The following is a 25,302-nucleotide window of genomic DNA, read 5'->3' as shown; positions in this document are numbered from 1 at the left end:
CTATGGTGCTCCTTCGGGCAAAAGCATCAAAGTCTGGGGTTTGATTGATACTCTGACTTTCGCGCCAACAGGTGGAGCATTTTGTCCCGCAAAAATTGATGTCAAAGTATTTGGTATAATCCCTTTGATCCCGATTCTATAGTGTGTGCCCATGAATGTTACGGTCTCAACCTCGCCACAGAGTGAGCCTGCCTCATCAATCTGGACATCCTCAGCTCTGACATATACATTTTGGCTAAGGCCTTCAGATGGAAGGGTTTGGATCCCACCTTCTAGTGTAAGTGTTTTCCCAGCACCTTTTCCTGCAAGATGCATTGCACTACCAACAAAACCTGCCACAAATGCAGAATTTGGATTACGATATAGTTCTTCTGGTGTCCCACTTTGAACAACTATGCCATTGGACATCACCGCAACGCGGTCAGCAATTGCCATGGCTTCGTCTTGGTCGTGTGTCACAAAGATTGCCGTGATCTGAAACTTTCTTAATAAAACTGCCAGCTCTTCGCGTAAGGCCTCGCGCATTGAAGCGTCCAGCGCAGAGAGAGGTTCATCCAACAACAAAATTCTCGGGCGCGGTGCAATTGCACGAGCCAAGGCAACGCGTTGCCGCTGTCCGCCAGACAAAGCGTTGACCCCCCGCGTTGCGAAGTCATTAAGTTGGCACATTTCCAGTACTTCATCGACGCGAGCGTTAATTTCCGGCTTTTTCAGCTTTTGCATTTTTAGCCCATAGCCAATATTCGCTCGCACAGACATATTAGGAAACAGCGCGTAGGACTGAAAGACCATTCCAACCTTGCGCTTCTCGACAGATAAGGAAGTGACATCGTCACTGTCAAACCAGATTGTACTGCCCGTATCCGGTGTTTCGAGCCCAGCAATAATTCGCAAAAGAGTGGTTTTTCCACACCCTGACGGACCCAAAAGTGAAACAATTTCTCCAGTTTCAACCGTCAATTTAGTAGGCAATAAAGCCCGGGTACCATCTGGAAACGTCTTTGCAATATTGGTCAGACGAAGTGTCATTGTGCAATCCTTTGCGCTCGTGCAGAGGCCCATTGCATGGCCATCAAAAGTGGAACAATAAGTACGAAGAAAACGAGGGTATAGGCCGACGCAACCTCAAGCCGCATCGAAGCATAGCTGTCTGCAAGCCCAACGGGCAGTGTCTTCAGATATGGCGTGTGCAACATCCAAGTCAGATTGAATTCACCGATAGACAGCGTTACCACCGTCAGCGAACCTGCTAGAATTCCAGGCATTGCATTGGGTACCACAATATCTCGAAACCTTTGCCAGGGTGAGGCACCAAGCGAGGCAGCACCTTCTTCCAGCGTTCTAAGATCCATTGATGCAAGAACTGCCAAAATAGAGCGCACCATAAATGGAAGCGTATACAAGATGTGGCCAACAAGTATGAACGTCCATGAGATCCGAAAACCTTTCATAGAGCCGTAGAGCTGCAGCAATGCCAATGCCAGCGCAAGCCCCGGTACCGCGAGTGGTAGTGATATGAACTCTTCCAGAAGACGGGATAACCAGCCGGGGTGGCGCGCCAATCCATAGGCCGCTGGTAATCCGATAATCAAAGTTGAGATAAGACAGGCAATAGCCAACCAAAGCGATAAAAAGATACTGTCTGCATAAAGTTCCCAGACGCGAAAAACCCATTTCAAGGTTAGTCCTGACGAAATGCCCTGAAAGTAGTTTGCAGTAACACCGGCCATAACAGAAAGAACCATCGGCACGAACAAAAACGCACATGCGGTCAGAGTAACCATCAATTGGATAAATTTGGTTTTTGAATTGAACATTTTAGCCCCCTGCCGATACGGTTGTGCCCGAAAGGCTGCGAGCGAGCAGCAATAGCGCCCATGTAACAATGCCTAAAACGATCGATAGGGCTGCAGCTATCGCGATGTTGGCCGACAAGGTGAATTCTGTATAGATCACCATTGGAATTACATCGATGTCGGTTGCCAAAGTGAAAGCAGTGCCAAACGCACCCATAGCGGTCGCAAAAGCAATTGCTCCAGCTGCAATAAGTGAGGGCATCAGGCCAGGTAGGATCACATCGACTACTACGCGAAAGGGCTTAGCGCCCAACGTGCGCGCAGCTTCTTCTAATGCGGGATCTAACTTTTCGGCTGCCGCCATTACAGTTAGCAAGACGCGCGGTATTGAAAAGTAAAGGTACCCTAAAAATAAACCAATCACAGAATAAGCAAATACGACGTGCCCGGGTGTTATCTGATTTATCAATCCCTGACGACCGCCCAATAGGATAATCAAAAAGCCAATAACAACCCCTGGGAAGGCCAGGGGGAGCGTCATGATTGATAGTAGTATTCCTCTCCCCATGAAACGATTACGAGATAAAAACATCCCTGCCGTCGTTGAGATAGCTAACGCTGCAAATGTGGTAGCAAGTGACACAAGAACGGTTAAGATTAGGGTGTTGAGATAACGTGGTTTACGAAGAATATCGATGTAGATTGCCCATCCCGCTTCACTTTCCCCCGATACAAGAAACAGACGAATAAGGGGTAAAGCAAGAAAAGCGACAGAAAATACTAGGAGTGGCGTCAGACACGCAAGAACGAAGGTTCGATTTGTCATTGGTCTAGTAGGAGCCGAGCAACGCGCCCGGCCCCTCCTTTCGAAAAGTTTTACTTAACTTCGGAAAGATAGCGCTCGCCGAAACCGGCCTGCACTTTTTCCATCTTTGCGTAATCCACTGCGACAGCACGCTCATAATCGCTAGCTGGCAAGAATTTAGCCGCTACATCAGCAGGCAACTCGACAGGGCGAGCAGGCTGAAGGTAGGCATTCGTCCAGATTGCTTGGCCTTTATCCGAAAGAATGAAATCCAGCACGCGCTTGCCTAATTCTGGGTTCGGACCATTGTTCACAAGGCTCATTACATACGGCACGCGCACTGATCCTTCGCACGGTAAAACAAACTCAAAATTCCCATCCTCCTCGTATTTGCCGCGATATGCGTTAAAGTCATAATCAAAAAGAATTGGAATCTCACCGGATACAACCCGCGCGTAAGACGTTTGCTTTGGTACAATTGGTGAGTTCTTAGCCAGATCATTGAAGTACTTGATTGCGGGATCAAAATTGTCGAGATCACCACCAAACGCCATATTTGCAGCAACGGCGCCAGCATAACCGACAAAGGCAGATGACGGGTCAAGGTATCCCACCATACCGCGATACTCAGGTTTGGTTAAGTCCGCAAAGCATTGGGGAACATCTGCACCTCCAAGTGCATCAACGTTCACAAAGAATCCGAGGGTACCATAGTGAATTGCAAACCACTTACCGTCTGGGTCCTTGAGGCCATCGGGAATTTCATCGAACTTAGCCGGTTTATAGGCGGTTGCAACGCCCTCATTACCCGATTTAATACCAGTTGTGACGCCATAGTACGCAACATCAGCGATAGGATTATCTCTTTCAGCCAAAAGTTGGCTTAAGGTCTGACCGGAGTTTTTGTTATCATGGGGCATTTGAACGTCGATTTCTTTGTCGATAGCTTCAAGCATTGACGCCCAATCAGCCCATTGAGGCGGACAATTATAACACACGGCATCTGCGGCCAATACCGGAGAAGCAATTGTGATTGCCACAAATGCGGCTGCTAGTTTATATCTCATTTTGATCTCTCCTGTTGAGTTTTATCATTCTTCTGGGTTGGGTTATTGGACGACGAAAGGGCCACACCCCTTTTGTCGTCCACTCTTTCAGCTGCCGGAGTTGCAAGGCTACCTCCAGCGCGGAAACTGAATGTCAATTTAGGATCAGGTAATTCGGGCGCGGACGTTCCGTTTATAACTGACAATACGGTTCTTGCGGCCCCAGAACCCATTAGCTTTGGGTTAGTCACAATCGTTGCCAAACTAGGCTCAACCATTGTACCGACCTCGATACCGTCAAAGCCTACGATGGAAAGATCTTTGGGTACATGTAATCCCAATTCCCTTGCACTACGGATTATGGCTAGAGCAAGAAAATCATTGGATGCAAATATCCCAGTCAGTGTTGGGTTATTTAAAATAAATGTCTTCAATAGAGCGGTCAAATCTTGACTGTCTTCATCAATCTCTAGCAGGGCCGGTGGCGTCATGCCATTATCAGAACACCCATCAACAAATCCCTTGTAACGTTGACGGGCACGGTCTGAACTTTTAAACTTTAGTGCCAAAAAACCAACATGACCGTGGCCCTTTTCGACAAATGCGTCAGCAACCCTTATGGCAGCTGAATGGTCATCAACCGACCAACTTTGATCATTGGCCGGCGCCAGATTAAACAACAAACAGTGTGGCACTCCACCGCTCTGAATTGCCTTCAATCCCTCACTGTTAAGCGCATCACTAACTGTCAGCACAAATCCATCAACTTTTTTCGCTGTCAGAGTTCTAATCGCTTGCACCTCAAATTCAGGATCATAGTTGGTACATAAAAGAAGTGTTTGATAACCGGCTAATTGAAAAGCTTCCTGTGCACCTTGCACCGCATCCGCAAAAACAGGGTTGGCAAGGGATGGTACGACACATCCAATTGTACGGGTCGTGTTGCTTTGCAAAGAGCGGGCGACCTCACTAAATTCGAAACCAAGGGCATCAGTAGCTGCAATCACGCGTCCGCGCATTTCCGCGCTTGCGGAACCCGTATTATTTAAAACCCGACTTACAGTCGCCACACCGCAGCCTGCGCGCATCGCTACATCTTTTATTGTGACTGGTTGTCGCAAGTTATATCCCAATTTTTGGAAACGTTTCCAAAAACGTTACCAGCCAATTGAACACCATGCAAGAAATTATAATAAGTGTAAAAATATACTATTAAAACAGATAGTTAATAATACACCTCTGTCTGGAAATGCTTTTTTAGACCCTATAAATTTATCGCAGTATCAACAGTACGATTCTATTCAGAACTCAAAAACTGAAAAAATTTACTTTACAGAAAACATAGAATTCTATGTTGCCGTAGGTGCAATCTTGGTCGGCCAAAGGGTCAACGCGACCCTTTTAAGTTCCTTTTTGACCTAATCTGAGTCCCCTTTTGCAAGGTTAACCCTTGTATGCTTTAGTTAAAAGTAAAATTAGCAGAACCTGATACCAATGGCCGGAACAAACATAAATCGTACTGCATTGTTTTTATGTATTTATTTTAACCTTCAATCAGATATGTGAGTGCTTTTTTGGTAATTTTTGAATTCCTTTGTTAAAAACTTGAACGTCTGCAGAATATTTTGCGATTGCTAGTTATAACAGCACTTAAAAAGTCTGGGTACTGAAACTTTCCCTTTGATAACACTGAACAAGACAACTGTATCACGTTGTTCAGCATATCTATTAATCGTTATCATAGAATTTATGCAATATTTATTGCAATTATTATTGACTTTGAATTTTTTATTGCAAATACTTAGAATCACTCTCCGAATTGCTAAGAATTAAAACATATAATGAAAACATTTGAAGACACGGTTAAAGGGTTTGAAGGTCGATTGACAGAGTCTGATCGTGCGTTGATTTCGTGGATTTTTAACAACCCAGAGGAAGCTGTTTATTTTTCAAGTGCCAAACTAGCTGAACAAGCAAAGGTTCATGCTTCAACGGTTGTTCGCTTGGCTCGTAAGTTGGGATATGGCGGATTTCCGGCTATGCGGTCGCATATTCGAACAGACGCTCAGGCGCGGTCGATGGCTCTAACTCCCTATCAACAGAAACTTGATCAAATTAAAACCAGTTCCAACCTGACTACACTGATAGAAAGTGAAACTCTGGCGCTTTCAACAGTGATTAATTCCGTGACCCAAGAGCAGATCGATGCTGCTGCCAAGATCCTTGCTGCGGCTGGAACCGTTTACATAATAGGACGCGGCAGTGCAGCGCCTTTGACCACACATTTAGAAAGGCGCCTAAGACGTAATGCTGTTCGAACTGAAGTTGCTTTGAACCTTCAATGGCGAGATCTAGCCGAGCACGCGGTCGGCCTACGATCTGGCGATGTATTAGTAATATTTGCATTTCAAGTACCTGCATCATTGCCTTCTGGCTACGCAGCTTTGGTTCAACATGCCGATAGGATTGGCGCCAAAACAATCGTCATTTCTGATGCAACAGGACCTACTTTACGGCCACGCCCGAACCAGCTTTTGTGTGTAAGCCGCCCTGACGAAGGCGGAATGCAACTGCGAACTGGACCACTTCTGGTGACGGAAGCGATTGCAATGACACTCGCCCAATTAAATCCGGACCAAGCACTCAAAGGCCTGAGTAATCTCGAGGAGTTGCGCCAAAAGAGGCAGTATGAGGGAGGAAAACAGTGACGGTCAAGTCAATCCCTCTGCTTAACGTAAAACCAAGGACCCCGGCGTGGATGACCGATCCGGTCAGCATTCTTATGCTGATCCTTCTAATCGTTCTTACATATCTTGTCCTATGGCCATTTCTTCAACTTATCATTGAAACCTTAACTTGGGGAGAAGGCGATCGGCGCATCTCACGAGACGCAGTACCAGGTGAATTCACCTGGTTCCATTGGCTGCAAGTCACCACTGGGCCGATTTCAGGGAAAATGCTTTATGGGCCGCTCGTTAATACTATGAAAACTGGTATTATTGCAACCACACTGGCATTACTGGCTGGTGGAATTCTGGCCTGGTGCGTTGTACGCTCCGATATGCCAGGCAAGGCTTGGCTGCAACCAATACTTACTTTGCCCTATATTGTTCCTTCCTTCGCGATTGCATTGTCATGGGAGGCAGTCTTCCGTAGCCCCAAGGTAGGCGGACAACCGGGTCTTTACGAAGCTCTGCTTGGCATTAGCCCCCCTGAGTGGCTTTCATACGGCACCTTTCCAATTTCGATAACACTGGCCATCCATTATTTCCCTTTTGCTTACTTGTTGGTCGCAGGTGCCCTTGCCACCATCGACAGTCAAATGGAAGAAGGAGCGTTGATAACAGGTGCCGGCCGTTTGATGATCCTGAGGCGGATCACGTTTCCTGTAGTTGCCCCAGCTTTTGTTGCGGCCTTCATCCTAACCTTCGGCAAAACCATTGGGCAGTTTGCACTACCGTTTCTGCTTGGTGCACCAACCCAGTTCCACACATTGGCAACTATGGTTTACGCAAATCTCGCGCTAGGGCTAGATTCCATGGCATTTGTACTGGCGATTATCTTGATAGCAATTTCGCTCGTATCGATTTGGCTATCAAATCGCTTTGTGGGGAAAAAGTCGCGCAGGTTTGAAACAATTAGTGGAAAGGGATTTCGCAGCCGTGTCATTACGCTTGGGGCGTGGCGCTGGCCTGTCTTTGTTTGCGTTTCAAGCTTCGGTTTTTTGACTGGTATCCTACCACTTCTTCTTCTGGGGTATCAGTCGCTGATGCTGATTGACGGATTTTATGAACTTAATAACCTGACGTCTCATTTTTGGCTCGGTACGTCCAACCCAGAAATTGCTTTTGGTGAACCTGGCGTTCTACACAACAATATTATTCTGGGTGCCACATGGAATACCCTAAAACTTGCATTCATCTCAGCTATCATAGCCTCAATCGTTGGTCTTGCGATTGCTTATATCGTCGTGCGCCGTGAAGGTAATCGTCTGGCACGCATTCTAGATCAAGTTGCATTTATCCCCTTTCTATTTCCAACGATTGCCTTTGGCGCCATGTATCTAACACTCTTTGCCGAACCGGTTGGCCCTATACCCGCGCTTTATGGCACCTTCTCACTCCTAGTCCTAATCTCAGTGGTAAGCCGACTGCCCTATTCAGTCAAAACCGGTATTATGGCCGTTACGCAGATCGGAAAAGAGCTGGAAGAAGCTGCAGAATTGACCGGCGCAACTTGGGGAAAGCGGTTCCGTCAGATTGTTATACCCTTGGCGAGCCCCGGGGTTCTATCCGGCATGATGGTTAGCTTTGTTGGCGTAATGCGCGAGCTTTCCCTGATTATTCTGCTGATCACGCCTTCTACCCGCGTGCTTATGACTGTGGGCTTCAATTACGCCGAAGAAGGTTTAACCCAGCTTTCGAATGCTTTGGTGCTTATTGTCGCCGTACTGACGATCATAGGCGAGCTAATCCTATTATGGTTTGGCAAAGGCAAAATCACGCGGTTACGTGAAAAACATTCTTGAGGAGAACAAACCTTGGCCAAGATAATAATTCACAACCTGACCAAGCGCTATGGGGAGGCCACCGCATTAGACAACGTTTCTCTCGAGATTGAATCTGGGGAATTCCTAGTTCTTCTCGGACCCTCAGGATGTGGTAAAACCACACTTTTGCGCTGCCTTGCTGGTTTAGAGACCCCCGATGAAGGTGAGATTATCATTGGAGATAATGTGGTCTTCGACAGCTCAAAAAAGATCAATATCGCACCAGGTAAACGAGAGCTGGGGATGGTATTTCAATCTTATGCGCTTTGGCCACATATGACAGTCCGTGACAACCTCAAATTTGGACTGGATGTCCTGAAGGCCCCCAAAGGCGAGGCCAGTGACCGCCTTGATAAAGTGCTGGGTGATGTTGGGTTAAGTGATTTAGCGGGTCGTTACCCATCTGAGCTCTCGGGCGGCCAGCAGCAACGCGTAGCTTTGGCGAGATTGTTAGTAACCCAACCACATGTCTTTTTGATGGATGAGCCTCTATCGAATCTTGACGCTCGTCTCAGAATGGACATGCGTGTTGAGTTAAAACGCTTCCAAGCTGAAACTGGAGCAACAACAGTATATGTCACCCACGATCAGACTGAGGCGATGACCATGTCAACGCGTGTGGTTGTGATGAACAATGGCACAATCGAACAGGTCTCGTCCCCTCAAAAACTCTACCGCCATCCCAAAACAACTTTTGTCGCTGACTTCATTGGGATGCCACGAATTAACCTAATCAAACTCACCAGCGAGAGCACAAATAGCACTCGCTATTGCAACGGTGACATCAGCATCAATCTGGGATGGTCTCCCGGCGTCTCCGAAATCATAGTTGGCGCACGACCAGAAGACATAATACTCTCAGGGGATAAAGACGCGCCAGGTGAGCAATACAAGATCACTGCGATATTGCCAAATGGTCCTGAAACCATCGTTCAACTCGTTCGTGGAAACACTGCTATACTGGCACGAGTGGGCCATGATACGGCTTTCAAAGCTTCCGACTCAGTATTCTTGGATTATGCAGTCAACGCTATCAACATCTACGATACCCAAACCAATTCATTGATCCCTCACAAGGGATCATAATCGCTGCGGCCTAGCCAAAGGCCGTCAAAACTAAACAAGGGAGGACTATAAAATGTCAAACAGACTGAACGAAAGGCTTCTTGCGCCGCTAGCACTAGCCACCGTAATGTTGTCCAGTACAGCATTTGCTGATGAGACCTGGCAAAAAGCTGCCGGTGTTGGCGAATACGCTTCAGCAAATCAAAACTGGGCAGAGATCGAAGCAGCCGCTAAGAAAGAAGGCCAAGTTGTAATCTATTCTGTTTCATCGCGTATCGCAAAGCTAGTGGACGGGTTCAAAGAAAAATACGGTATTGAAATCGTAGGCTTCGATATGCCTTCAGATCTACAGATCGAAAAACTCCGCCGGGAGCACAAAGCGGGCATCCATTCAGTCGATGTGTTATTTAATGCAGAAGCGCCGCTTTTGCTAAACGAGGCCTTACCAAACAATCTGGTGTGGAATTTCGTGCCGACAGGGCTTGAGGGTGACTTAGATGCGCATGAGATAGAACCATTTCTGATTCAGCGTCACAGTAGCCGAGTGATTTATTACAATACAGCTTTGAACCCTGATGGTGCCCCCATCAATTCAATCTGGGACCTAACACGCGAGGAGTGGAAAGGCCGGACACTATTACCAAGCCCGCTAGAAGACGGCCTTTCGGCCAATTTCATCCAGACAATTCTGCACAACGCAGATGAAATGTCAGCCGCCTATGAGCGAGAATTTGGTGAACCAATCACTTATTCCGAAGACGTAATTGAGCTTGTCGAAGAGAGTACTACGATTGATGCGCCCGACGCAGCGATGGAGTGGCTCTATCGCTTCTTGAACAATGAGCCAGTTTTCCAAAGCTCAACCACCAAGATTTTTAAGAATGTGGGAGATGTGCAACAAGACAACCCACCTCTTGGCATTACTACATTCTCAAAAATGCGGAAAAACAAAGAAGGCGTATATGCCGCAGGACCAATTTTTGATCTTGACCCAATATTTGGCGTCTCGTATCCAACTGCTCTGGTTATGGCAGACATGGCCCCAAATCCTAACGCCGCCAAACTTTTGATCCGATACATGATGGAAGAAGAAGGTTTTGCTCCTTGGAATGAACCAGGCGATTATGCTGCTCGTGCCAGTATCGAAGCAAAGCAACTCGAAAAATTCGGACTGCCAAAATTTGATGATTTAAAGCTCTGGCCGATTGACCCTACTGAGATCTACTATACCAAGTATGGCTTTCTGGCTCTATATTTAGAGCTAAGTTGATAGTAGCGCCTCAGCCATCACTATTGGCTGGGGCAAACTTTCAGCGACTTTGAAGCTCTAAGCGATCAAAAGGATAATATTGTGGGAATTTTAGCAGTACTTTTCGACGCGGGTGATATCCTTTACAATAAGCCCCGCCGCAAAGCAGCGATTGAAAAATTTCTTAAAGATCGTGGGCACCCAGTGCCCCCTCCCATCGATCCAATAGCGAAGAAAATGCGCCTGCGAGCTCATGCTGGTAAGATTGGCGTGGAGGCATTCATGGAATGGTTGATGCAGCACTATGGAGTTACCAAGAAGCAAGATATCGCGGATGGCATCAAACTCTTGCAGGCTCAGCAAAGTGATGTCAGCTTTTTTGAAGGCGTTCCAGAAACCCTTCATGAGCTGAAGCGGCGGGGTTTCAAGCTTGGGATCGTTACTAACACCTTCAACCCGCCATCAGAAAAAATGGTTTGGTTTAAGTCTGTTGGTATTGACCAAGTATGGGACAGTTACGCGGACTCTTGCGAATTAGGCATTGTGAAACCGGCACCCGGAATTTACATGGCGGCGCTTGATCCGCTTAACGTTAAGCCTCAAGATGCGATATTCGTTGGACATTCTCAAAAAGAACTTGATGGTGCCAAAACAATAGGCATGACGACAGTTAGGTTCAATTCGGACCCAGATTGTACGACCTCGGATTTGCAAGTGGGCACCTTTCGCGATCTTCTTGAGCTTGCGCTATTGCGCAGTGAAGCAGCACCTATAGGAAAAGGCGAGTAGGAATTTTGTTAAGTTTAGCGAGTGAAAAATGCTTCGCTCCACTTCAACTTACCTTCAATGCGCAGCCAGTGAGATACCCTGCACTAGGCGCGATACTCTAATATCTAAATTGAATGAGTCAAATTGCCAGTTTGCTCTAAGCCCCGCCTAACCTCGAAGGGCTTGCCTTTACATACCAGCTTGTATACTACAGCATACAAATAATGTTTTCGGCAAATTTACTTTCCACTAGGCCCTTTAAACACCATAAACGATCAGGACTGCCATGAGCCTTTACACAGCTTACCTAAAAGAAACTGAAACCCGCAAGCAAGATGGGTTGAATCCAAAACCGATTGACGACGGTCCGTTGACGGCGGAGCTGATTGCCCAAATCAAAGACAAGGGCAACCATCACCGAGCATCGTCTTTGAACTTCTTCATCTACAACACTCTACCAGGCACCACCGCCTCTGCTGATGTGAAGGCGGCGTTTTTGAAAGAGATTATTCTAGGGCAAGCGGATGTCCCCGAAATTACCACCGCCTTTGCGTTTAAATTGTTGTCTCATATGAAGGGTGGCCCTTCGGTCCGAGCTCTTTTGGACATTGCGTTGGGCGACGATGTAGGTATTGCGAAAAACGCAGCAGAGGTATTAAAGACCCAAGTGTTCCTTTATGAGGCCGACACGGATTGCATCAAAAAAGCTTATATGGCTGGAAACATAATTGCGAAAAACTTGCTTGAAAGCTACGCCAAGGCAGAGTTCTTCACGAAGCTGCCAGATATCGACAATGAAATAAAAGTGGTCACTTACATCGCTGCTGAAGGCGATATTTCCACAGACCTACTTTCTCCAGGTAACCAGGCGCACTCGCGCGCGGACAGAGAATTACACGGGAAATGCTTTATCTCGGAGGCAGCACAAAAAGAGATCGAAGCACTGAAGCTTCGGCACCCAGACAAGCAGGTAATGTTGATCGCTGAAAAAGGCACGATGGGCGTTGGATCATCCCGAATGTCTGGCGTGAACAACGTTGCACTTTGGACCGGCAAGCAAGCGAGCCCCTACGTGCCTTTTGTGAATTTTGCCCCTGTGGTGGCGGGCACTAACGGCATCTCACCTATCTTTTTGACCACTGTCGGAGTGACAGGTGGGATTGGGGTCGACCTCAAAAACTGGGTCAAAAAGTTGGACGATGACGGCAAGCCGATCCTTAACAATGATGGGAACCCCATTCTAGAGCAGCGCTACTCCGTAGAAACCGGAACAGTGCTGATAATCAACACCAAAAAGAAAAAGCTCTATTGCGAAAACGGGGATGAGGAGTTGGTGGATATGGCACCTTCCTTTACTCCGCAAAAGATGGAGTTCATGAAGGCTGGTGGGTCTTACGCCATTGTCTTTGGTAAGAAGCTGCAAACCTTTGCTGCAGAAGCACTCGGGATTGAGCTGAAGTCTGCCTTTGCACCATCCAAAGAAATCTCAAGCGAAGGGCAAGGCCTGACAGCGGTAGAAAAAATCTTCAACGCCAACGCCCGTGGCACAACGCCTGACAAGGTTTTGCATGCCGGGTCTGACGTGCGGGTAAAGGTCAACATCGTTGGCTCGCAAGACACCACAGGGCTGATGACATCGCAAGAATTGGAGGCGATGGCAGCGACTGTAATCTCTCCTTCTGTGGACGGGGCCTATCAATCAGGCTGTCACACAGCTTCGGTTTGGGATGCCAAGGCGCAAGCCAACACTCCACGCCTAATGAGGTTCATGAACGACTTCGGCTTGATCACTGCGCGTGACCCCAAAGGTGTTTATCATTCAATGACGGATGTGATTCATAAGGTCCTAAACGACATCACAGTCGATGACTGGGCGATCATCATCGGGGGTGATAGCCACACACGCATGTCCAAAGGTGTGGCCTTTGGTGCGGATTCCGGCACAGTAGCCTTGGCTCTGGCAACGGGCGAGGCAACGATGCCGATCCCTGAATCTGTCAAAGTGAGCTTCAAAGGTAAAATGGCCCATCACATGGACTTCCGTGATGTGGTGCATGCAACTCAGGCGCAGATGCTTCAGCAATTTGGTGACAATGTATTCCAAGGCCGTATCATTGAAGTGCACATCGGTACGCTTCTGGCCGACCAAGCTTTCACCTTTACCGACTGGACCGCCGAGATGAAGGCGAAAGGCTCCATCTGCGTCTCTGAAGACGAAACGCTCATCCAATCCCTGAAGATCGCAAAAGCGCGCATTCAGATAATGATTGAGAAAGGCATGGATAATGGTGTGGCCATGCTCCAAGGCCTGGTAAATATTGCAGACGACCGTATTGCGCAAATTAGTTCAGGTCAAAAACCAGCGCTTGCCCCTGATGTAAACGCAAAGTATTTTGCAGAAGTTGTAGTCGATCTTGAGGCGATAAACGAACCAATGATCGCGGATCCGGATGTAAACAACGCCGATGTCTCTAAGCGCTACACCCATGACACCATCCGTCCGATCTCTTTTTATAAAGCAGAAAAGAAGGTTGATCTGGGCTTTGTTGGGTCCTGCATGGTGCACAAAGGCGATGTAAAAATCGTCGCACAGATGTTGCGAAATCTGGAAAAGGAAAACGGTCAGGTAGAGTTTAAAGCACCCCTCGTTGTTGCTGCCCCGACCTACAACATCATTGATGAGTTGAAGGCAGAAGGCGATTGGAAAGTGCTGCAGAAATACTCAGGTTTTGAATTCGACGATTTCGCCCCAAAAATGACTGCGCGGACGGAATATGAGAACATTCTTTACCTAGAACGTCCGGGCTGTAACCTTTGCATGGGAAATCAGGAAAAAGCAGCAAAAGGCGACACGGTTTTGGCAACTTCTACTCGGTTGTTTCAAGGGCGCGTTGTGGCCGATTCGAAAGATAAAAAGGGAGAGTCATTGCTTGCATCCACGCCGGTCGTGGTCCTTTCTGCAATCCTTGGCAGAACACCTACTCTGGAAGAATACACGAATGCTGTCGAGGGCATTGATTTAACCAAATTTTCGCCACCGGCGCAGAAGCCCTTTGCAAGCCTGTCAGCGCATTATTGAGTTCTAAGGCGGTTGGTACGCGTACGATATCCCAAAAGCTATCTTGCGCGGCGGTTCAAATGGGATGCTGTTTGGATAACGAACTTTGCGCTTTGCAAACACATCGCCCTAAACTTTAAATGAAATCGTAAACATCAAGGTGTAGATAGAAAAATGAAAGCACACACGGCAAGCCTTTTGAATGCAATTGCGCTTATCCTTTGCTCGGCATGGGGATACTTGGCATCAGATTTGAATAGCCTAACAGGATTTATGCAGGCTGCAATTGGGTTCGGCCTTTTGTTATGTTACCAAGGGGTTAAGAAAGAGAATAAGGTCATTGCCCATATCGCTGTCACTTTAACCGTGATTACATTTGTAGCTCTTTTTTTAAGGCTCCCATCCATTCTTAATGCGGATGATTTTGCTCGGATCGCGAGATTTATCATTATGGAGTTTACCGCGGCCTTTGCACTTGCCTATTTTGTTAAAAGCTTCCGCGATGCGCGCACGGCGCGAGACAACGAATGACTTGGGACAACATTAAATCCCTAACACCTGGGTTGCTGATTGTCTCGGTGATCGTCCTAGCCGCGCAATTTGTTTCAGACCATTATGGTGCACCAGCGATGTTGCTGGCGCTTTTGTTCGGTATCGCGCTGCATTTTGTGTCGGAACAGGATCGACCAAAGCCTGGTATTGCCTTGGCCTCGCGATCCATTTTGCGATTTGGGGTCGCCTTGTTGGGGCTGCGCATCAGTACTGATCTGGCCCTCTCATTGGGCCTAGATGTCCTAATAATGATTGTGATTGTAATTGTGGCAACAATCTTATTTGGCCTGCTGTGCGCTCGGTTCTTTGGCTTTCGTCAAAAGTTTGCATTCCTTTCGGCTGGATCGGTTGCGATATGCGGGGCCTCTGCCGCTATGGCGATTTCGGCCATTCTGCCCAAGGATGAGCGCACAGATGAGCGTTTGGTATTCACCGTCGTAGGAGTGACCATCCTGTCGACTATTGCAATGATCCTATATCCAGTTTTGGCCGCGCAACTTGGATTTTCTGATTTCGAAACTGGTATCTTTCTGGGCGCAACCATCCATGATGTGGCGCAAGTGGTCGGCGCCGGCTTTTCCGTAGGGCCAGAAACAGGTGAGGTTGCCACAATTGTGAAATTGGTGCGTGTCGCCATGTTGGCCCCTGTGATCATTGTGGCCACCCTTATTCTGCGTCAAGCACCTCAAGAGGGGCCAGAGCCAGTCGAAAGACAGCCCCTGATTCCAGTCTTTGTGATTGGCTTTTTCGGGCTGCTTTTAGTCAATTCTATGGGATGGATCCCGACTGCCGTTTCAGACCTTGCAGGCGATGTCAGCCGTTGGGCGCTGCTTGCTGCTATCGCTGGGGTGGGACTGAAAACGTCATTGAAAGATGTGCTTGATGTGGGCGGTGCTGCCATTGGCCTACTAGTGGCAGAAACGATCTTCATAGCCATGCTGGTAATTATCTTTCTATTTTAGAACTGCTAGGGTAAACCTCTTACACGGTTGAGAATGGTTTTTGATCTAGACGCCGATATCCAGTGAGCCCCGCAAAGTGTTAAAAGCAGTTTTCTTTAAGACAGAATGGATTCCCGTTATACTCAGGGAGAGAACTCAAAAGCGTTCCCTTTAAGATTCAAATAGCGTGTATTTTTTTGCTCCAACGAGGCCTTCCAAGAAAAACAAAATAGGAGATCTTTAAGAACAAGTAGAGCCCTTTAATTTTACTGGGTAAGTGACCAATCGGCGAAGCGACTTAACGGGATTAATATTTATTAAAATCAATGCTTTGATAAAATAAATTTTTTACTAAAGCGATGTAGATCGAGATATAAATTAAATTATTGTAAGGAGTAAGTGCTTAATCAGCAGAGTAATCCCTCTATATGTTTTTCGTACCATCTTGCAAGGCCATCAGTGGCAAGCCACCAAGTATAAAGATCGTTAGTCGACCGCGCGATGATCTGACTGTTTCTTACATTACAAGAGTTTTGGAAAAGTAAAGATAGTGATTTTATTGGGCCGACCGGCAAACACAATTAGCGCTCAAAAGCTAGCAAATCAAGGGAAGAACCCAGCTATGGTATACATAGTTGAAAACGGATAGATTTTGTAGAAGCGGATAAAAGTGGAAGTATGAAAAAGCGTAAAATAATATCTAACCCGGATCTGACTGTTGGAGAAAATAATAAGCAACGTTGGAACCAAGCCGACCACCGACGCCATGGATTTCATAATGCTCACAGGCTGTTCCGGCGTGCGCTTATGATCAGATCAAGAAATGTTTTGGTTTTAGAGTCCGAGCCAAACACTTCCATTCTAAACAATCCGGATTTGAAAAAGCTGATGCGTCACCCTGCTTTCTCGGCCTTTTGCTGTATTCGAGATGACAAAATCTTGATGGAAGCAGCTGCGGATGATTTTTCAGCATCACAACCCCATTCCATCCAATCCATTACAAAACTCCATATTCACATCATTATTGGCCAGTTAATCATCCAAGGGGTTTTGTCTTTAGACGCAAAAGTCAAAGATTATTTGCCAGACATCGGCAGTGGTTACGCAGAAGCACCCTTGCAAGCGCTTTTAGATATGAAAGTAAACAACAATTTTTCCGAGGACTATTTCGACCCTCAATCAGACTGTTACACTGAGGAAATCGCGCTTGGGTGGCGCCTACCAACAAACAATAGCGACAAAGAGATTACGCTGGTTGAATTCACTAACAGCATCACAGGATTCTATGATCAAGAAAACATAACTCTTGCTCAGTACAAGTCAGCCAACACTGATGTTCTTACCCGGATTGTAGCGAAGGTTTCACCCAAAAGTCTGGCCAAACATATTGAAGAAATTGCTGATGCTGTCGGATACGAGAGTGCTTTTCACATAAGCCTTAGCCCGGATGGCTATCCTGCTTTTTCCGGAGGAAGCTGTTTGAGTGCGAGGGATCTTGCTAGGTTTGGCCTGATTTTTGCACGAAAAGGTTTGGATATCCACGGTGCAAACTTTGCCAATTCAGCTTTCCTGGTAAAAAGTTTGTCGCGAAATGCACCAAGCCTTTCCCAACCAAAAGAGTGGCTCAGATATTCCAACCACCTTATGACCGATGGGCGTTTTGTTGGGCACGCCGGGTATGGAGGTCAGTTTCTTTTGGTCGATACTATCACAAAAACATCTTGCTCGTTTTTGAGCGTATTAAAAAACGAACATGGATATGATGACATCTATATGGGGGAAGTCGCCGCTACCTTGCGACAAATTTGTACCCAATAGCGAGTAGTTCAATAAATTTGCACGCAAGGCGTATAAAATTGATGAGTAGGCTGCTTTCGAACCAAGATAATTATTGTTCGTGTAAATATTCGCGCACTCGCGAGACATTTTCTTTAATCTCCGATCTGGAGAAGGGGGATATGTCCAATGAAAATTGATCAACGCGAAATTCGTCGTAACCTACGGGTTCTAGAGCCTACAGAAACGAACGGTTCTGTCGTCAAGACGTGCAGATATTTTGGCATAGGTCGCACCAGTTTCTACCGATGCAAGAACGCATATGTGAAGCGGGGAAGGTAGGCCTGTACCCCCTTGGGGCCAATCCTTATCATGTGGTATCTTGAACGACTAAAGGGTCGTCTTATATCCCCTGAGGGTAAAATATCCTTTCCAGACTAATTTAACTTCGTTGAGATAAGCCTAATGTTGAAAGCCTAGGGCGGAAAAATCACTCAGATCAAGAACTCTTTATCTTTTTTGATAGAGTTAAGGTGCTCTATTCGCCCATTTATTCGTGCACACGGGTGCGGTTTAACAAAAATTTGAGTGTGAAGCTAAATGCCTCCCTACTGGGAAGACTAAGTTATTAACTTTTGGGAGCTTTGGCCATAGAAATGAAGCTCAATTATTAAGACCAAATGCTATTGCAAAGTAACATTCCAGCGGCTTTTGAAAGTCTGTTTGTTCTTCCAATTTGCAATGCCGCCATCACTGCAGGGCATGGCAAACGGATCACGGATCACGGATCATTTCAAATTCTTGGTCCCAAATGTATCCTAGATCAAAAAGGATTTCTTTATACTTACCCAAAGTTCTGTTCTTTACGTTGACCATGGCCCGAATGATATTGGCTTCTACGTCCCGATCACTCCATTTAGCGACACCATAATCAACAACCGACAGACGTCTTTCTGTTTCCTCCCAATCACGGCGGGTGTGGAACGTTATCACATCATCAAGTACTTTAAATTTACCTAAATAATCTGGAGTTTCTGCTGAGGTGTTTTTTTCCAGCAATTGATCAAGTGGACCTGTCCCGCTTTAGTGCCGCTCCGAGTTCTCACTTAAGCGGCTATCCGTTCGAAAGCCAAGGGGCTTTTCCAGCCTAATGCAGAATGTCTGCGGCGTGGGTTATAAACGCCATTGATATATTTGAAGATAGCCAGTTCAGCAGCACGGCGTGTGTGCCAAGTATTTCGCCATATCAGTTCAGCCTTGATAGTTTTGAAGAATGTTTCCATTGCTGCATTGTCATAGCAATTACCCTTTCCTGACATTGATATTTTAAATCCGTGTTTGCGAAGCCGAGCCTGGTATTCATGTGAGCAATATTGGCTTCCACGATCACTGTGATGGATGCAATCCTTAGGAGGACGCCGCAAAGCAACCGCCATGTCTAACGCACGTATTGCCAGATCCTTCTTCATCCGATTACTGACCGACCAACCGATGATGCGCCTTGAATGTAAATCAAGTACAGCAGCCAAGTATAGCCATCCTTCACGTGTCCATATATAGCTAATATCAACCACCCATTTTTGATTAGGCTTATCGGTAGTAAAATCACGATCCAGCAGATTTGGCGCAATATTAAACTTGTGATTACTATCCGTTGTGACCTTATGTTTACGGGTTCTGATAACGGATATGGCGTTCTGGCGCATCAATCTTCCTACACGGCGGTGGCCGACCTGCAGACCTAACTCTTTCAGCTCTTCGGTCATTCTGACGCGCCCATAACTATTGTGACTTAGGGCGAATTGATCCCGAATATGAGCCAATAAAACCATATCCGTTCTCTGACTTTGGTTGATTGGTCGTGTGCGATAGGCGCGGTAACCACGTGCACTGACATTCATAATATGACACAGACGATTGATTGGAAGCGTGCCACGGTGTTCTTCGATAAACTTAAACCTCACGGTTTTTGCTTCGCGAAGAACTGTGTTGCCTTTTTTAATATTTCCCTCTCCTCACGAAGCATGCGGACTTCTTTTCGCAGCCGTTCGTTTTCGTGAATCAAATCAATTTGTGGCTCAGGCGTAGAAACTGTATCGCGTTCTTCTTTGATCCAGCGGCTCAGTGTCGAAAAACCAATCCCAAAGTCCGATGCGACCTGCTTACGGCTAAGCCCACTTGTTAATGCTACGCGCACAACTTCCTGTCTAAATTCTGCTGTTGGTTTGTTTCCCATGTGTATTCTCCTTTAGTGCATAATATGCGGTTAAAGGAGCGGCACAATTCCGCGACAGGTCCAGTCCTTCGCATCTCAACTTGACAATTTGGAACAAGAAATCCGTAGAATTGAGCGCCAGCTTTTGGCGTGGCATCGACAAAACGCCGCGAGCCAGCTGCTTGAGACCATCTCGGGTATTGGCCTTATCATGGCGACTGCGTTGGCCGCGAGCGTGCCTGATCCGACTGTCTTCAAATCTGGCCGACAGTTTCCAGCTTATCTCGGCCTTGTGCCCCGACAGAACCCTTCGGGAGGTAAGGATCGACTTGGACATACATCGAAGATGGGTAACGGTTATTTGCGTCGGTTACTTGTTATTGGCGCTACCTCCGTCACGCGACGGGCACCAACCATTGACAGCCGAACGGGCACTTGGGTGCGCTCGCTATTAGAGCGCAAACCAACCCGAGTTCTGAGCGTGGCCATTGCCAATAAGACTGCGCGCGCCGCTTGGGCATTGCTATCGAAAGGAGAAAGCTACAGGGCCACACCTGAGTTTTGAGCGCAGCAGATACAACCGGCGCCTAATATCGCCGCAACCGAATGCAAGGGCATAAGTAGGTGATGATGATCATAAGGAACTGAAGTTAGGACACCCCGAGGCGCTGTCTGGGCTCACAAGCTTGCTAGTCTGATTGAAGCCTAACGTGCGGACTTCATCAAGGCCAGCGGTAACATCAACCGCATTAAAAGGCCGAACACATGACCGCAACCTGCAACCATCAAAGTCACTCAAATTAATCCGTGCAAAAAAGGAACCGTCCACACATGACAGTGCCGTCCAACCACCTGTTTGATCGGTTATGTCTGCAGAGCATTGTACAGCCTTCAACCTATCCCGCAAAGAATGCCTAAAGCTGTGTACCGTATAACTTGATACAATTGGCCTTCGGCCCGCGAAAGGCAAATCCTTGAAACGTAACGGGAGAGGATGTGTCCAGAGCGAGAGCCGGAAATCGCTTGAAGAGCTTTGGCAGCGCAACCTGTGCCGCCAAAAGGCGATACACGGGGCCACCAAGGCAGGCATGTGTACCTTCCCCAAAGGACTGGTGCGGTGGTCCAGATCGGCAAATATCAAAGCGATCGGGCGCGGTGTTGTAATGGACATCGTGATTGGCAGAAGCCTGAATAGCCATCACTGTCTCACCCTGTGGAATATTTAGCCCACGCATCACTAGCGCCTTTTTCACGATCCTTGGGCTGGCTTGAATTGGGGCGACCCAACGCAGGCCTTCTTCGCAGGCCTCAGCCCATTTCTTTGACGTAATGCAATCGCGCAACTGGTCCGGATTACTCAGCAAGCCATAAAGTGTAGAAAGCAGCGCATCGCGTGTTTCAATAACAGCCCCGCCGATACAGATTTTCATGTTCGTCCTGATCTGCGACAATTCAATCGGGTCCTCCGCATTGGTCATTGTTGACAAAACAGAGCCATCGGGTAAGGCGCGGTGTTGCTTGATCATGCGATCAAAGCAGTCATTCATTTCGGCATTTGCGCGATCGCTTGCAGCATAGACCTTGGGATCATTGCTGGCGTTCATTGCGCCGCGGACCAATGCGCTTGCCCAATCGAACAATCGGGCCGCGCCATCTTCATCCAGACCAAGCACAATTTTGAGATAGCCAGCGGACAGGGGCACGGCAAAGGCAGGTGATAGATCAACGGTGTCTTGCGTTGCCAGTTGGTCAAGCAGTTTGTTGGTCAGTTCTTCAAATGCAGGTTGCCAGTGTTGGATGTATTCGGGTGTCAGCGCTGGCATCATTGCGCAGCGTTCGCGCAGGTGGGGGCAGCCGTCTTTACGCATCAGCGTGTGCCCGCCAAAGGCGCGCTGCATTGGACTTGTCGTATCGCTCGACCAGAAATGAGCTGCGTCAGTTTTGACACGGGTGACATCCTCGGATTTGGTAAAGACAATGCGTCCGCCAAGTGCCTGAAGTCGCACAATAGGTTGCGTGTCTCGCAGGTGGGCATAGACTTGCGCAGGTGTGTTCTCAAGCATTTCCGTCGTGATTTGCGTGTCTACCGGTATCTTAGCGCCTGGCAGCCTATCAGCCATCCTTAGGCTCTAAAGTGAGGGAAATCTTGCAGTTTAAGGTGTTACTGACCGTACAGATTGACTTGGCAAGTTTTGCGATCTGTGGTGTGGCGGTAGCGTCCTCTACTAGACCGCCGATGAGTGTGACTTCCATCACTTCGACCCGCCAGGGTAGATCGGGGGCTTTTGTACCTGCGACCTTGACCGAGAAAGGAAGCAGCGTCTCGCCTTGATCTTTGGCCGCCCATTCGACCGATTTGACCATGCAAAAGGCGAATGACGCCAACAACATATCCACCGGAGATCCTGGCGGTGCATACGGCGTGCGCTCGCTTGTTTCAGAGGTGGCATATTGTACCTCGTTTGAAGAATCGAAAAACGCAAAGACGGGACCAAAGGTCTTGGGCTTTAGTTTGATTTTCATGGCGGTAGACGCTCCTTAGAACAATAGGTTTGGCAAGAAAAGTGCCAATATCGGGAACAGGGTGAGGACCGAAATCGCGCAAAGGTGGATAAGCCAATAGGGCACTGTCGCATAGGCAACTCGGCCCAGAGAAACCTCGTTGTTGGTAAGTGCGGTGAGTACGGAAAGATTCAGCCCCACGGGTGGTGTTATCTGCCCAATCTCAATCACAATGGTGATAATCACACCGATCCAAATGGGGTCAAACCCGAGGCCCGTTAGTAGTGGGAACACGACTGGCAGAGTCATAATCATCAGCGACAGACCGTCAAAGAAGCAACCAAGAACCAAGTAGATCAGGATGACGATCAGCAGCACGCTATAGGTCCCGAAGCCGCTTTGGGCAACACCTTCAAGAATTTGTTGGGGTAGCCCAAGAATGCTAACTGATTGCGCAAGGATCGTGGCACCGAGCACCAAAAAGCCGATAGAGGAGAACAAGAGGACTGACTGGTAGATTGCCTCGATAAGTCTGGCGAGCGTTAGTTCGCCCCAAATAGAGCAAATCACAATGGCCAGCACGACGCCGACGCCTGCAGATTCAGTCGGCGTGGCGATGCCCCCGACGATGGAACCAATAACCGCTAAGATCAGCGCGAGTAGGGGCCAAATGTGACGGAACCCTTTCAAGATGTCGGGCAATGATGACCTGATTGGATCACGCGGCGCAATCGCAGGATTGCGTATGCATTTCACCAAAATGTAGGTCATGAACATCGCGCCCACTAGTAACCCGGGAATGATACCTGCTGCGAATAGCCTGCCGATCGACGTCTCTGTAAGAGCGCCGTAAATCAAAAACGAAAGGCTAGGCGGAATCAACAAGCCAAGCGTCCCACCACCGGCCAAGCTGCCGACAACCGTGTCTTTGTCATAGCCGCGTTTGGACATCTCGGGATAGGCAACCGATCCAACAGCAGCAGCGGTTGACAGGCTGGACCCGCTGACCGCACCAAACAGAGTGCAAACAGCGATGTTGGTATGTAGCAGCCCGCCCGGCACGCGGCGAAATACTGGCGCAAAGGCGGAGTAGGCCCGCTCACTGATCCCGCTGCGCAACAAAATCTCACCCAGAAGGATAAACATCGGCACGGCGCTCAAGGTAAATGAATTGAAGACGTTCCAGATCGCGTCTATGGCAACGGATGTGGCCCCGTTTGAATAGAATTGCAGAATGAATAGCCCAGTAAGGCCAAGGGCTGCACCCAATGCGACCCCAGTGCCTGCGGTCACGATGACGCCACTGATTAATGTAATCCAGAAGGACATTAGTGCGCCTTATCATGTGATAAAGTCTGGTCTTCGCTGGCCAACGGCGTATCGATGACACCAAACAGACGCGCAATTAGGATCGTGCAGGCCAGAGCCAGTGAAAGCGGCATTAGTGCCATCCATGGGTAAAGTAAAATACGTGTGGTTTCGGTTTTTATGCCGCGTTTGAAGGCAAACTCAAACCACGGGATCGTCTCCCAAATCAGCCAGCCAAAAAACACAATGCCCACAAACAGTGCCGCCATTTGCAGCAGGGCCTTGGGCCTACCGGTCATGTAGCCAGTCATTAGCGAAACATGCACGTGTTTGGACAGCAGTGTGACCATGGGTAGGCCTAGAAAAAGGGCGACGCTTAGAAGCAGTCCAACAACTTCTTCGGTAATATGTAGTGGTGTATTAGCAAATTTGCGCATGATGACGCTGGTCACGATAGTGCCGACTATGGCCAAAAGGCCAACACCGGCAAGTGCTGCAAACGCTAGGGCCAGATACTCCAGCCCCAGCGAAATAGTTTTCTTAAGTCTAATTAACATCGTCGCGATTTAACGACCTAACGCAGTCAGAACACGTTCGCGATATGCAGGGGCGTTGCCGCCTGCTTCCTCGGCCAGTTTTTCCCAAATCTCGGTGACGACGCTCACAAACGCTTCGCGGTCCTCATTTGAGAAATCCTCACCCCAAACGATGCCGCCATCAACGAGCGCTCCACGAGCGTCAAGTTCGCGTTGAAAGTCAGCTTCGTACTGATTTGTGCGCTCCCAAAGACCAGCGGCGGCTGTCTCGATCGCCGCCTTGATCGTGTCGTCTGTCGCATCCCAGCGGTCCTGCGCGACGCCGATCACATAGGGTCCGGATGCCATAGGATAAAGGAATGATGCGTATTTTGAGACTTCCTGCAAGGACACCGTATGGGCATAAAGTGCAGGGTACAAAGCACAATCTACCACGCCTGTTTTCATCGCAACATACATTTCGTCTTGCGGAATGATCTGTGCAGAAACGCCAAGACGCGTAAAGGTTTCGACCTGATCACGCGCCCAAACTCGCAGTTTTTTGGACTTGAGATCTTTGATAGTGCGCACAGGCTCATCACGGCAGAAGACAGAAACTGACAACATCGGAATAGCAGCGTAGCCAACGGAGGCCACATCCCATTCGGCAAATTCTTCTTCGTAAATCTCACGCACGGTCGGGATCGCCTTTTCGAATTCCTCGATGGAACCAATGGTGCCTTGTACCACAACCGAGCTAAGCGCTGGTGCATCTCGGCCCAAATAGTTAGCCCACATCAGGCTCATCTCCACTGCACCCGAGGGTAGGAAACGTAGCGTATCAGTATTTGGCAGCCCCAAGGACCCTCCACTGTAGAGCTTGAGTTCAGTTTCACCACCAAGCGCCTCATTTACCTCTGTTACGAATTGCTGGAGTTGAGCGGTTTCGGGTCGAGTTTCGGGCAGAAAGTTATTGAACCGCCACTCCTCAGCCGTTGCCATTGAAAGGCTGACGCCAGCGCCGGTTAGTCCAATTACGACATTTCTGATAAGTTTGTTCATGGTGTTCCCCTGTTGCTCATGTGGATGGTCATGACCATACAACGTATTCATGCGAATTCTACACCCCATTTTAAAAAATTAGTTGGCTTTAGTGG

The 25,302-nt window shown here is 48.0% G+C and carries 22 protein-coding genes; 10 read left to right on the top strand and 12 right to left on the bottom strand.

Annotation, left to right across the window (positions count from 1 at the left end; translation table 11 throughout):
• From GN278_04780 to GN278_04760, 5 genes are read right to left on the bottom strand one after another with little or no spacing between them, the layout of a single operon-like run.
• Entirely contained in the window at nucleotides 1-1,029 is a 1,029-nt protein-coding gene (locus tag GN278_04780) for an ATP-binding cassette domain-containing protein (protein ID XAT60188.1), read from the bottom strand.
• On the bottom strand, nucleotides 1,026-1,817 hold the full coding sequence (locus tag GN278_04775; protein XAT60187.1) for an ABC transporter permease subunit: 792 nt from the start codon (nucleotides 1,815-1,817) through the stop codon (nucleotides 1,026-1,028). The genes GN278_04780 and GN278_04775 overlap by 4 nt, the downstream gene beginning before the upstream one ends.
• 1 nt (nucleotide 1,818) lies before the next feature.
• Nucleotides 1,819-2,622, bottom strand: a complete 804-nt coding sequence (locus tag GN278_04770; protein ID XAT60186.1) for an ABC transporter permease subunit — start codon at nucleotides 2,620-2,622, stop codon at nucleotides 1,819-1,821.
• Nucleotides 2,623-2,672: 50 nt separating this feature from the next.
• Nucleotides 2,673-3,668, bottom strand: a complete 996-nt coding sequence (locus GN278_04765; GenBank protein ID XAT60185.1) for an extracellular solute-binding protein — start codon at nucleotides 3,666-3,668, stop codon at nucleotides 2,673-2,675.
• A complete protein-coding gene (locus GN278_04760; GenBank protein ID XAT60184.1) occupies nucleotides 3,665-4,768 on the bottom strand; it encodes a substrate-binding domain-containing protein in 1,104 nt (367 codons plus the stop codon). The genes GN278_04765 and GN278_04760 overlap by 4 nt, the downstream gene beginning before the upstream one ends.
• Nucleotides 4,769-5,488: 720 nt before the next feature.
• Between GN278_04760 and GN278_04755 the strand changes: the two genes are divergently transcribed.
• The 9 genes from GN278_04755 to GN278_04715 all read left to right on the top strand — a co-directional run bounded on the left by GN278_04755 (nucleotide 5,489) and on the right by GN278_04715 (nucleotide 17,647).
• Complete coding sequence (locus tag GN278_04755) at nucleotides 5,489-6,355, top strand: MurR/RpiR family transcriptional regulator (GenBank protein XAT60183.1); 867 nt, start codon at nucleotides 5,489-5,491, stop codon at nucleotides 6,353-6,355.
• A gap of 50 nt (nucleotides 6,356-6,405) precedes the next feature.
• On the top strand, nucleotides 6,406-8,175 hold the full coding sequence (locus GN278_04750) for an ABC transporter permease subunit (GenBank protein XAT62546.1): 1,770 nt from the start codon (nucleotides 6,406-6,408) through the stop codon (nucleotides 8,173-8,175).
• A 12-nt stretch (nucleotides 8,176-8,187) separates the two neighbouring features.
• Nucleotides 8,188-9,282, top strand: a complete 1,095-nt coding sequence (locus GN278_04745; GenBank protein XAT60182.1) for an ATP-binding cassette domain-containing protein — start codon at nucleotides 8,188-8,190, stop codon at nucleotides 9,280-9,282.
• A 52-nt stretch (nucleotides 9,283-9,334) separates the two neighbouring features.
• Nucleotides 9,335-10,531, top strand: coding sequence for an extracellular solute-binding protein (locus GN278_04740; protein ID XAT60181.1), 1,197 nt, complete (start codon nucleotides 9,335-9,337; stop codon nucleotides 10,529-10,531).
• An 81-nt stretch (nucleotides 10,532-10,612) separates the two neighbouring features.
• Entirely contained in the window at nucleotides 10,613-11,299 is a 687-nt protein-coding gene (locus GN278_04735) for an HAD hydrolase-like protein (protein XAT60180.1), read from the top strand.
• A 265-nt stretch (nucleotides 11,300-11,564) separates the two neighbouring features.
• On the top strand, nucleotides 11,565-14,357 hold the full coding sequence (locus GN278_04730; protein ID XAT60179.1) for a bifunctional aconitate hydratase 2/2-methylisocitrate dehydratase: 2,793 nt from the start codon (nucleotides 11,565-11,567) through the stop codon (nucleotides 14,355-14,357).
• A gap of 153 nt (nucleotides 14,358-14,510) precedes the next feature.
• Nucleotides 14,511-14,867, top strand: a complete 357-nt coding sequence (locus GN278_04725) for a hypothetical protein (protein ID XAT60178.1) — start codon at nucleotides 14,511-14,513, stop codon at nucleotides 14,865-14,867.
• Nucleotides 14,864-15,850 carry a putative sulfate exporter family transporter gene (locus GN278_04720; protein ID XAT60177.1) on the top strand — a complete coding sequence of 329 codons (987 nt, stop codon included), beginning with the start codon at nucleotides 14,864-14,866 and terminating at the stop codon, nucleotides 15,848-15,850. Before GN278_04725 ends, GN278_04720 begins: the two co-directional genes overlap by 4 nt.
• A gap of 657 nt (nucleotides 15,851-16,507) precedes the next feature.
• Nucleotides 16,508-17,647: a serine hydrolase gene (locus GN278_04715; GenBank protein ID XAT60176.1), complete on the top strand. Its 1,140-nt coding sequence runs from the start codon at nucleotides 16,508-16,510 to the stop codon at nucleotides 17,645-17,647.
• Between the two features lie 732 nt (nucleotides 17,648-18,379).
• Here GN278_04715 and GN278_04710 read toward each other — a convergent pair.
• Both GN278_04710 and GN278_04705 read right to left on the bottom strand, forming a co-directional pair.
• The gene (locus tag GN278_04710; protein XAT60175.1) at nucleotides 18,380-18,664 is read right to left on the bottom strand and encodes a hypothetical protein; all 285 of its coding nucleotides are present in this window, start codon (nucleotides 18,662-18,664) and stop codon (nucleotides 18,380-18,382) included.
• Between the two features lie 47 nt (nucleotides 18,665-18,711).
• A protein-coding gene (locus GN278_04705) for an IS3 family transposase (protein ID XAT60174.1) occupies nucleotides 18,712-19,841 on the bottom strand; the annotation gives its coding sequence in 2 pieces (ribosomal slippage) (nucleotides 18,712-19,607 and nucleotides 19,607-19,841; 1,131 coding nt in all).
• A 46-nt stretch (nucleotides 19,842-19,887) separates the two neighbouring features.
• Between GN278_04705 and GN278_04700 the strand changes: the two genes are divergently transcribed.
• Nucleotides 19,888-20,385 carry an IS110 family transposase gene (locus GN278_04700; GenBank protein XAT60173.1) on the top strand — a complete coding sequence of 166 codons (498 nt, stop codon included), beginning with the start codon at nucleotides 19,888-19,890 and terminating at the stop codon, nucleotides 20,383-20,385.
• A 349-nt stretch (nucleotides 20,386-20,734) separates the two neighbouring features.
• Here the strand turns inward: GN278_04700 and GN278_04695 are convergent, their stop codons facing one another.
• The 5 genes from GN278_04695 to GN278_04675 are packed head-to-tail and all read right to left on the bottom strand — an operon-like array spanning nucleotide 20,735 to nucleotide 25,207.
• Nucleotides 20,735-21,940, bottom strand: coding sequence for a cytochrome P450 (locus tag GN278_04695; GenBank protein ID XAT60172.1), 1,206 nt, complete (start codon nucleotides 21,938-21,940; stop codon nucleotides 20,735-20,737).
• Entirely contained in the window at nucleotides 21,933-22,343 is a 411-nt protein-coding gene (locus GN278_04690) for a hypothetical protein (protein ID XAT60171.1), read from the bottom strand. The genes GN278_04695 and GN278_04690 overlap by 8 nt, the downstream gene beginning before the upstream one ends.
• A gap of 15 nt (nucleotides 22,344-22,358) precedes the next feature.
• Nucleotides 22,359-23,651 carry a TRAP transporter large permease subunit gene (locus tag GN278_04685; GenBank protein XAT60170.1) on the bottom strand — a complete coding sequence of 431 codons (1,293 nt, stop codon included), beginning with the start codon at nucleotides 23,649-23,651 and terminating at the stop codon, nucleotides 22,359-22,361.
• Complete coding sequence (locus GN278_04680) at nucleotides 23,651-24,187, bottom strand: TRAP transporter small permease subunit (GenBank protein XAT60169.1); 537 nt, start codon at nucleotides 24,185-24,187, stop codon at nucleotides 23,651-23,653. The genes GN278_04685 and GN278_04680 overlap by 1 nt, the downstream gene beginning before the upstream one ends.
• A gap of 9 nt (nucleotides 24,188-24,196) precedes the next feature.
• On the bottom strand, nucleotides 24,197-25,207 hold the full coding sequence (locus GN278_04675) for a C4-dicarboxylate ABC transporter substrate-binding protein (GenBank protein ID XAT60168.1): 1,011 nt from the start codon (nucleotides 25,205-25,207) through the stop codon (nucleotides 24,197-24,199).
• Between the last annotated feature and the right edge of the window lie 95 nt (nucleotides 25,208-25,302).

The sequence above is a fragment of the Rhodobacteraceae bacterium Araon29 genome (assembly GCA_039640505.1).
Classification (GTDB): domain Bacteria; phylum Pseudomonadota; class Alphaproteobacteria; order Rhodobacterales; family Rhodobacteraceae; genus CABZJG01.
The sequence above is the reverse complement of the archived record's forward strand: the minus strand, read 5'-3'. Positions and strand labels throughout refer to the sequence as shown.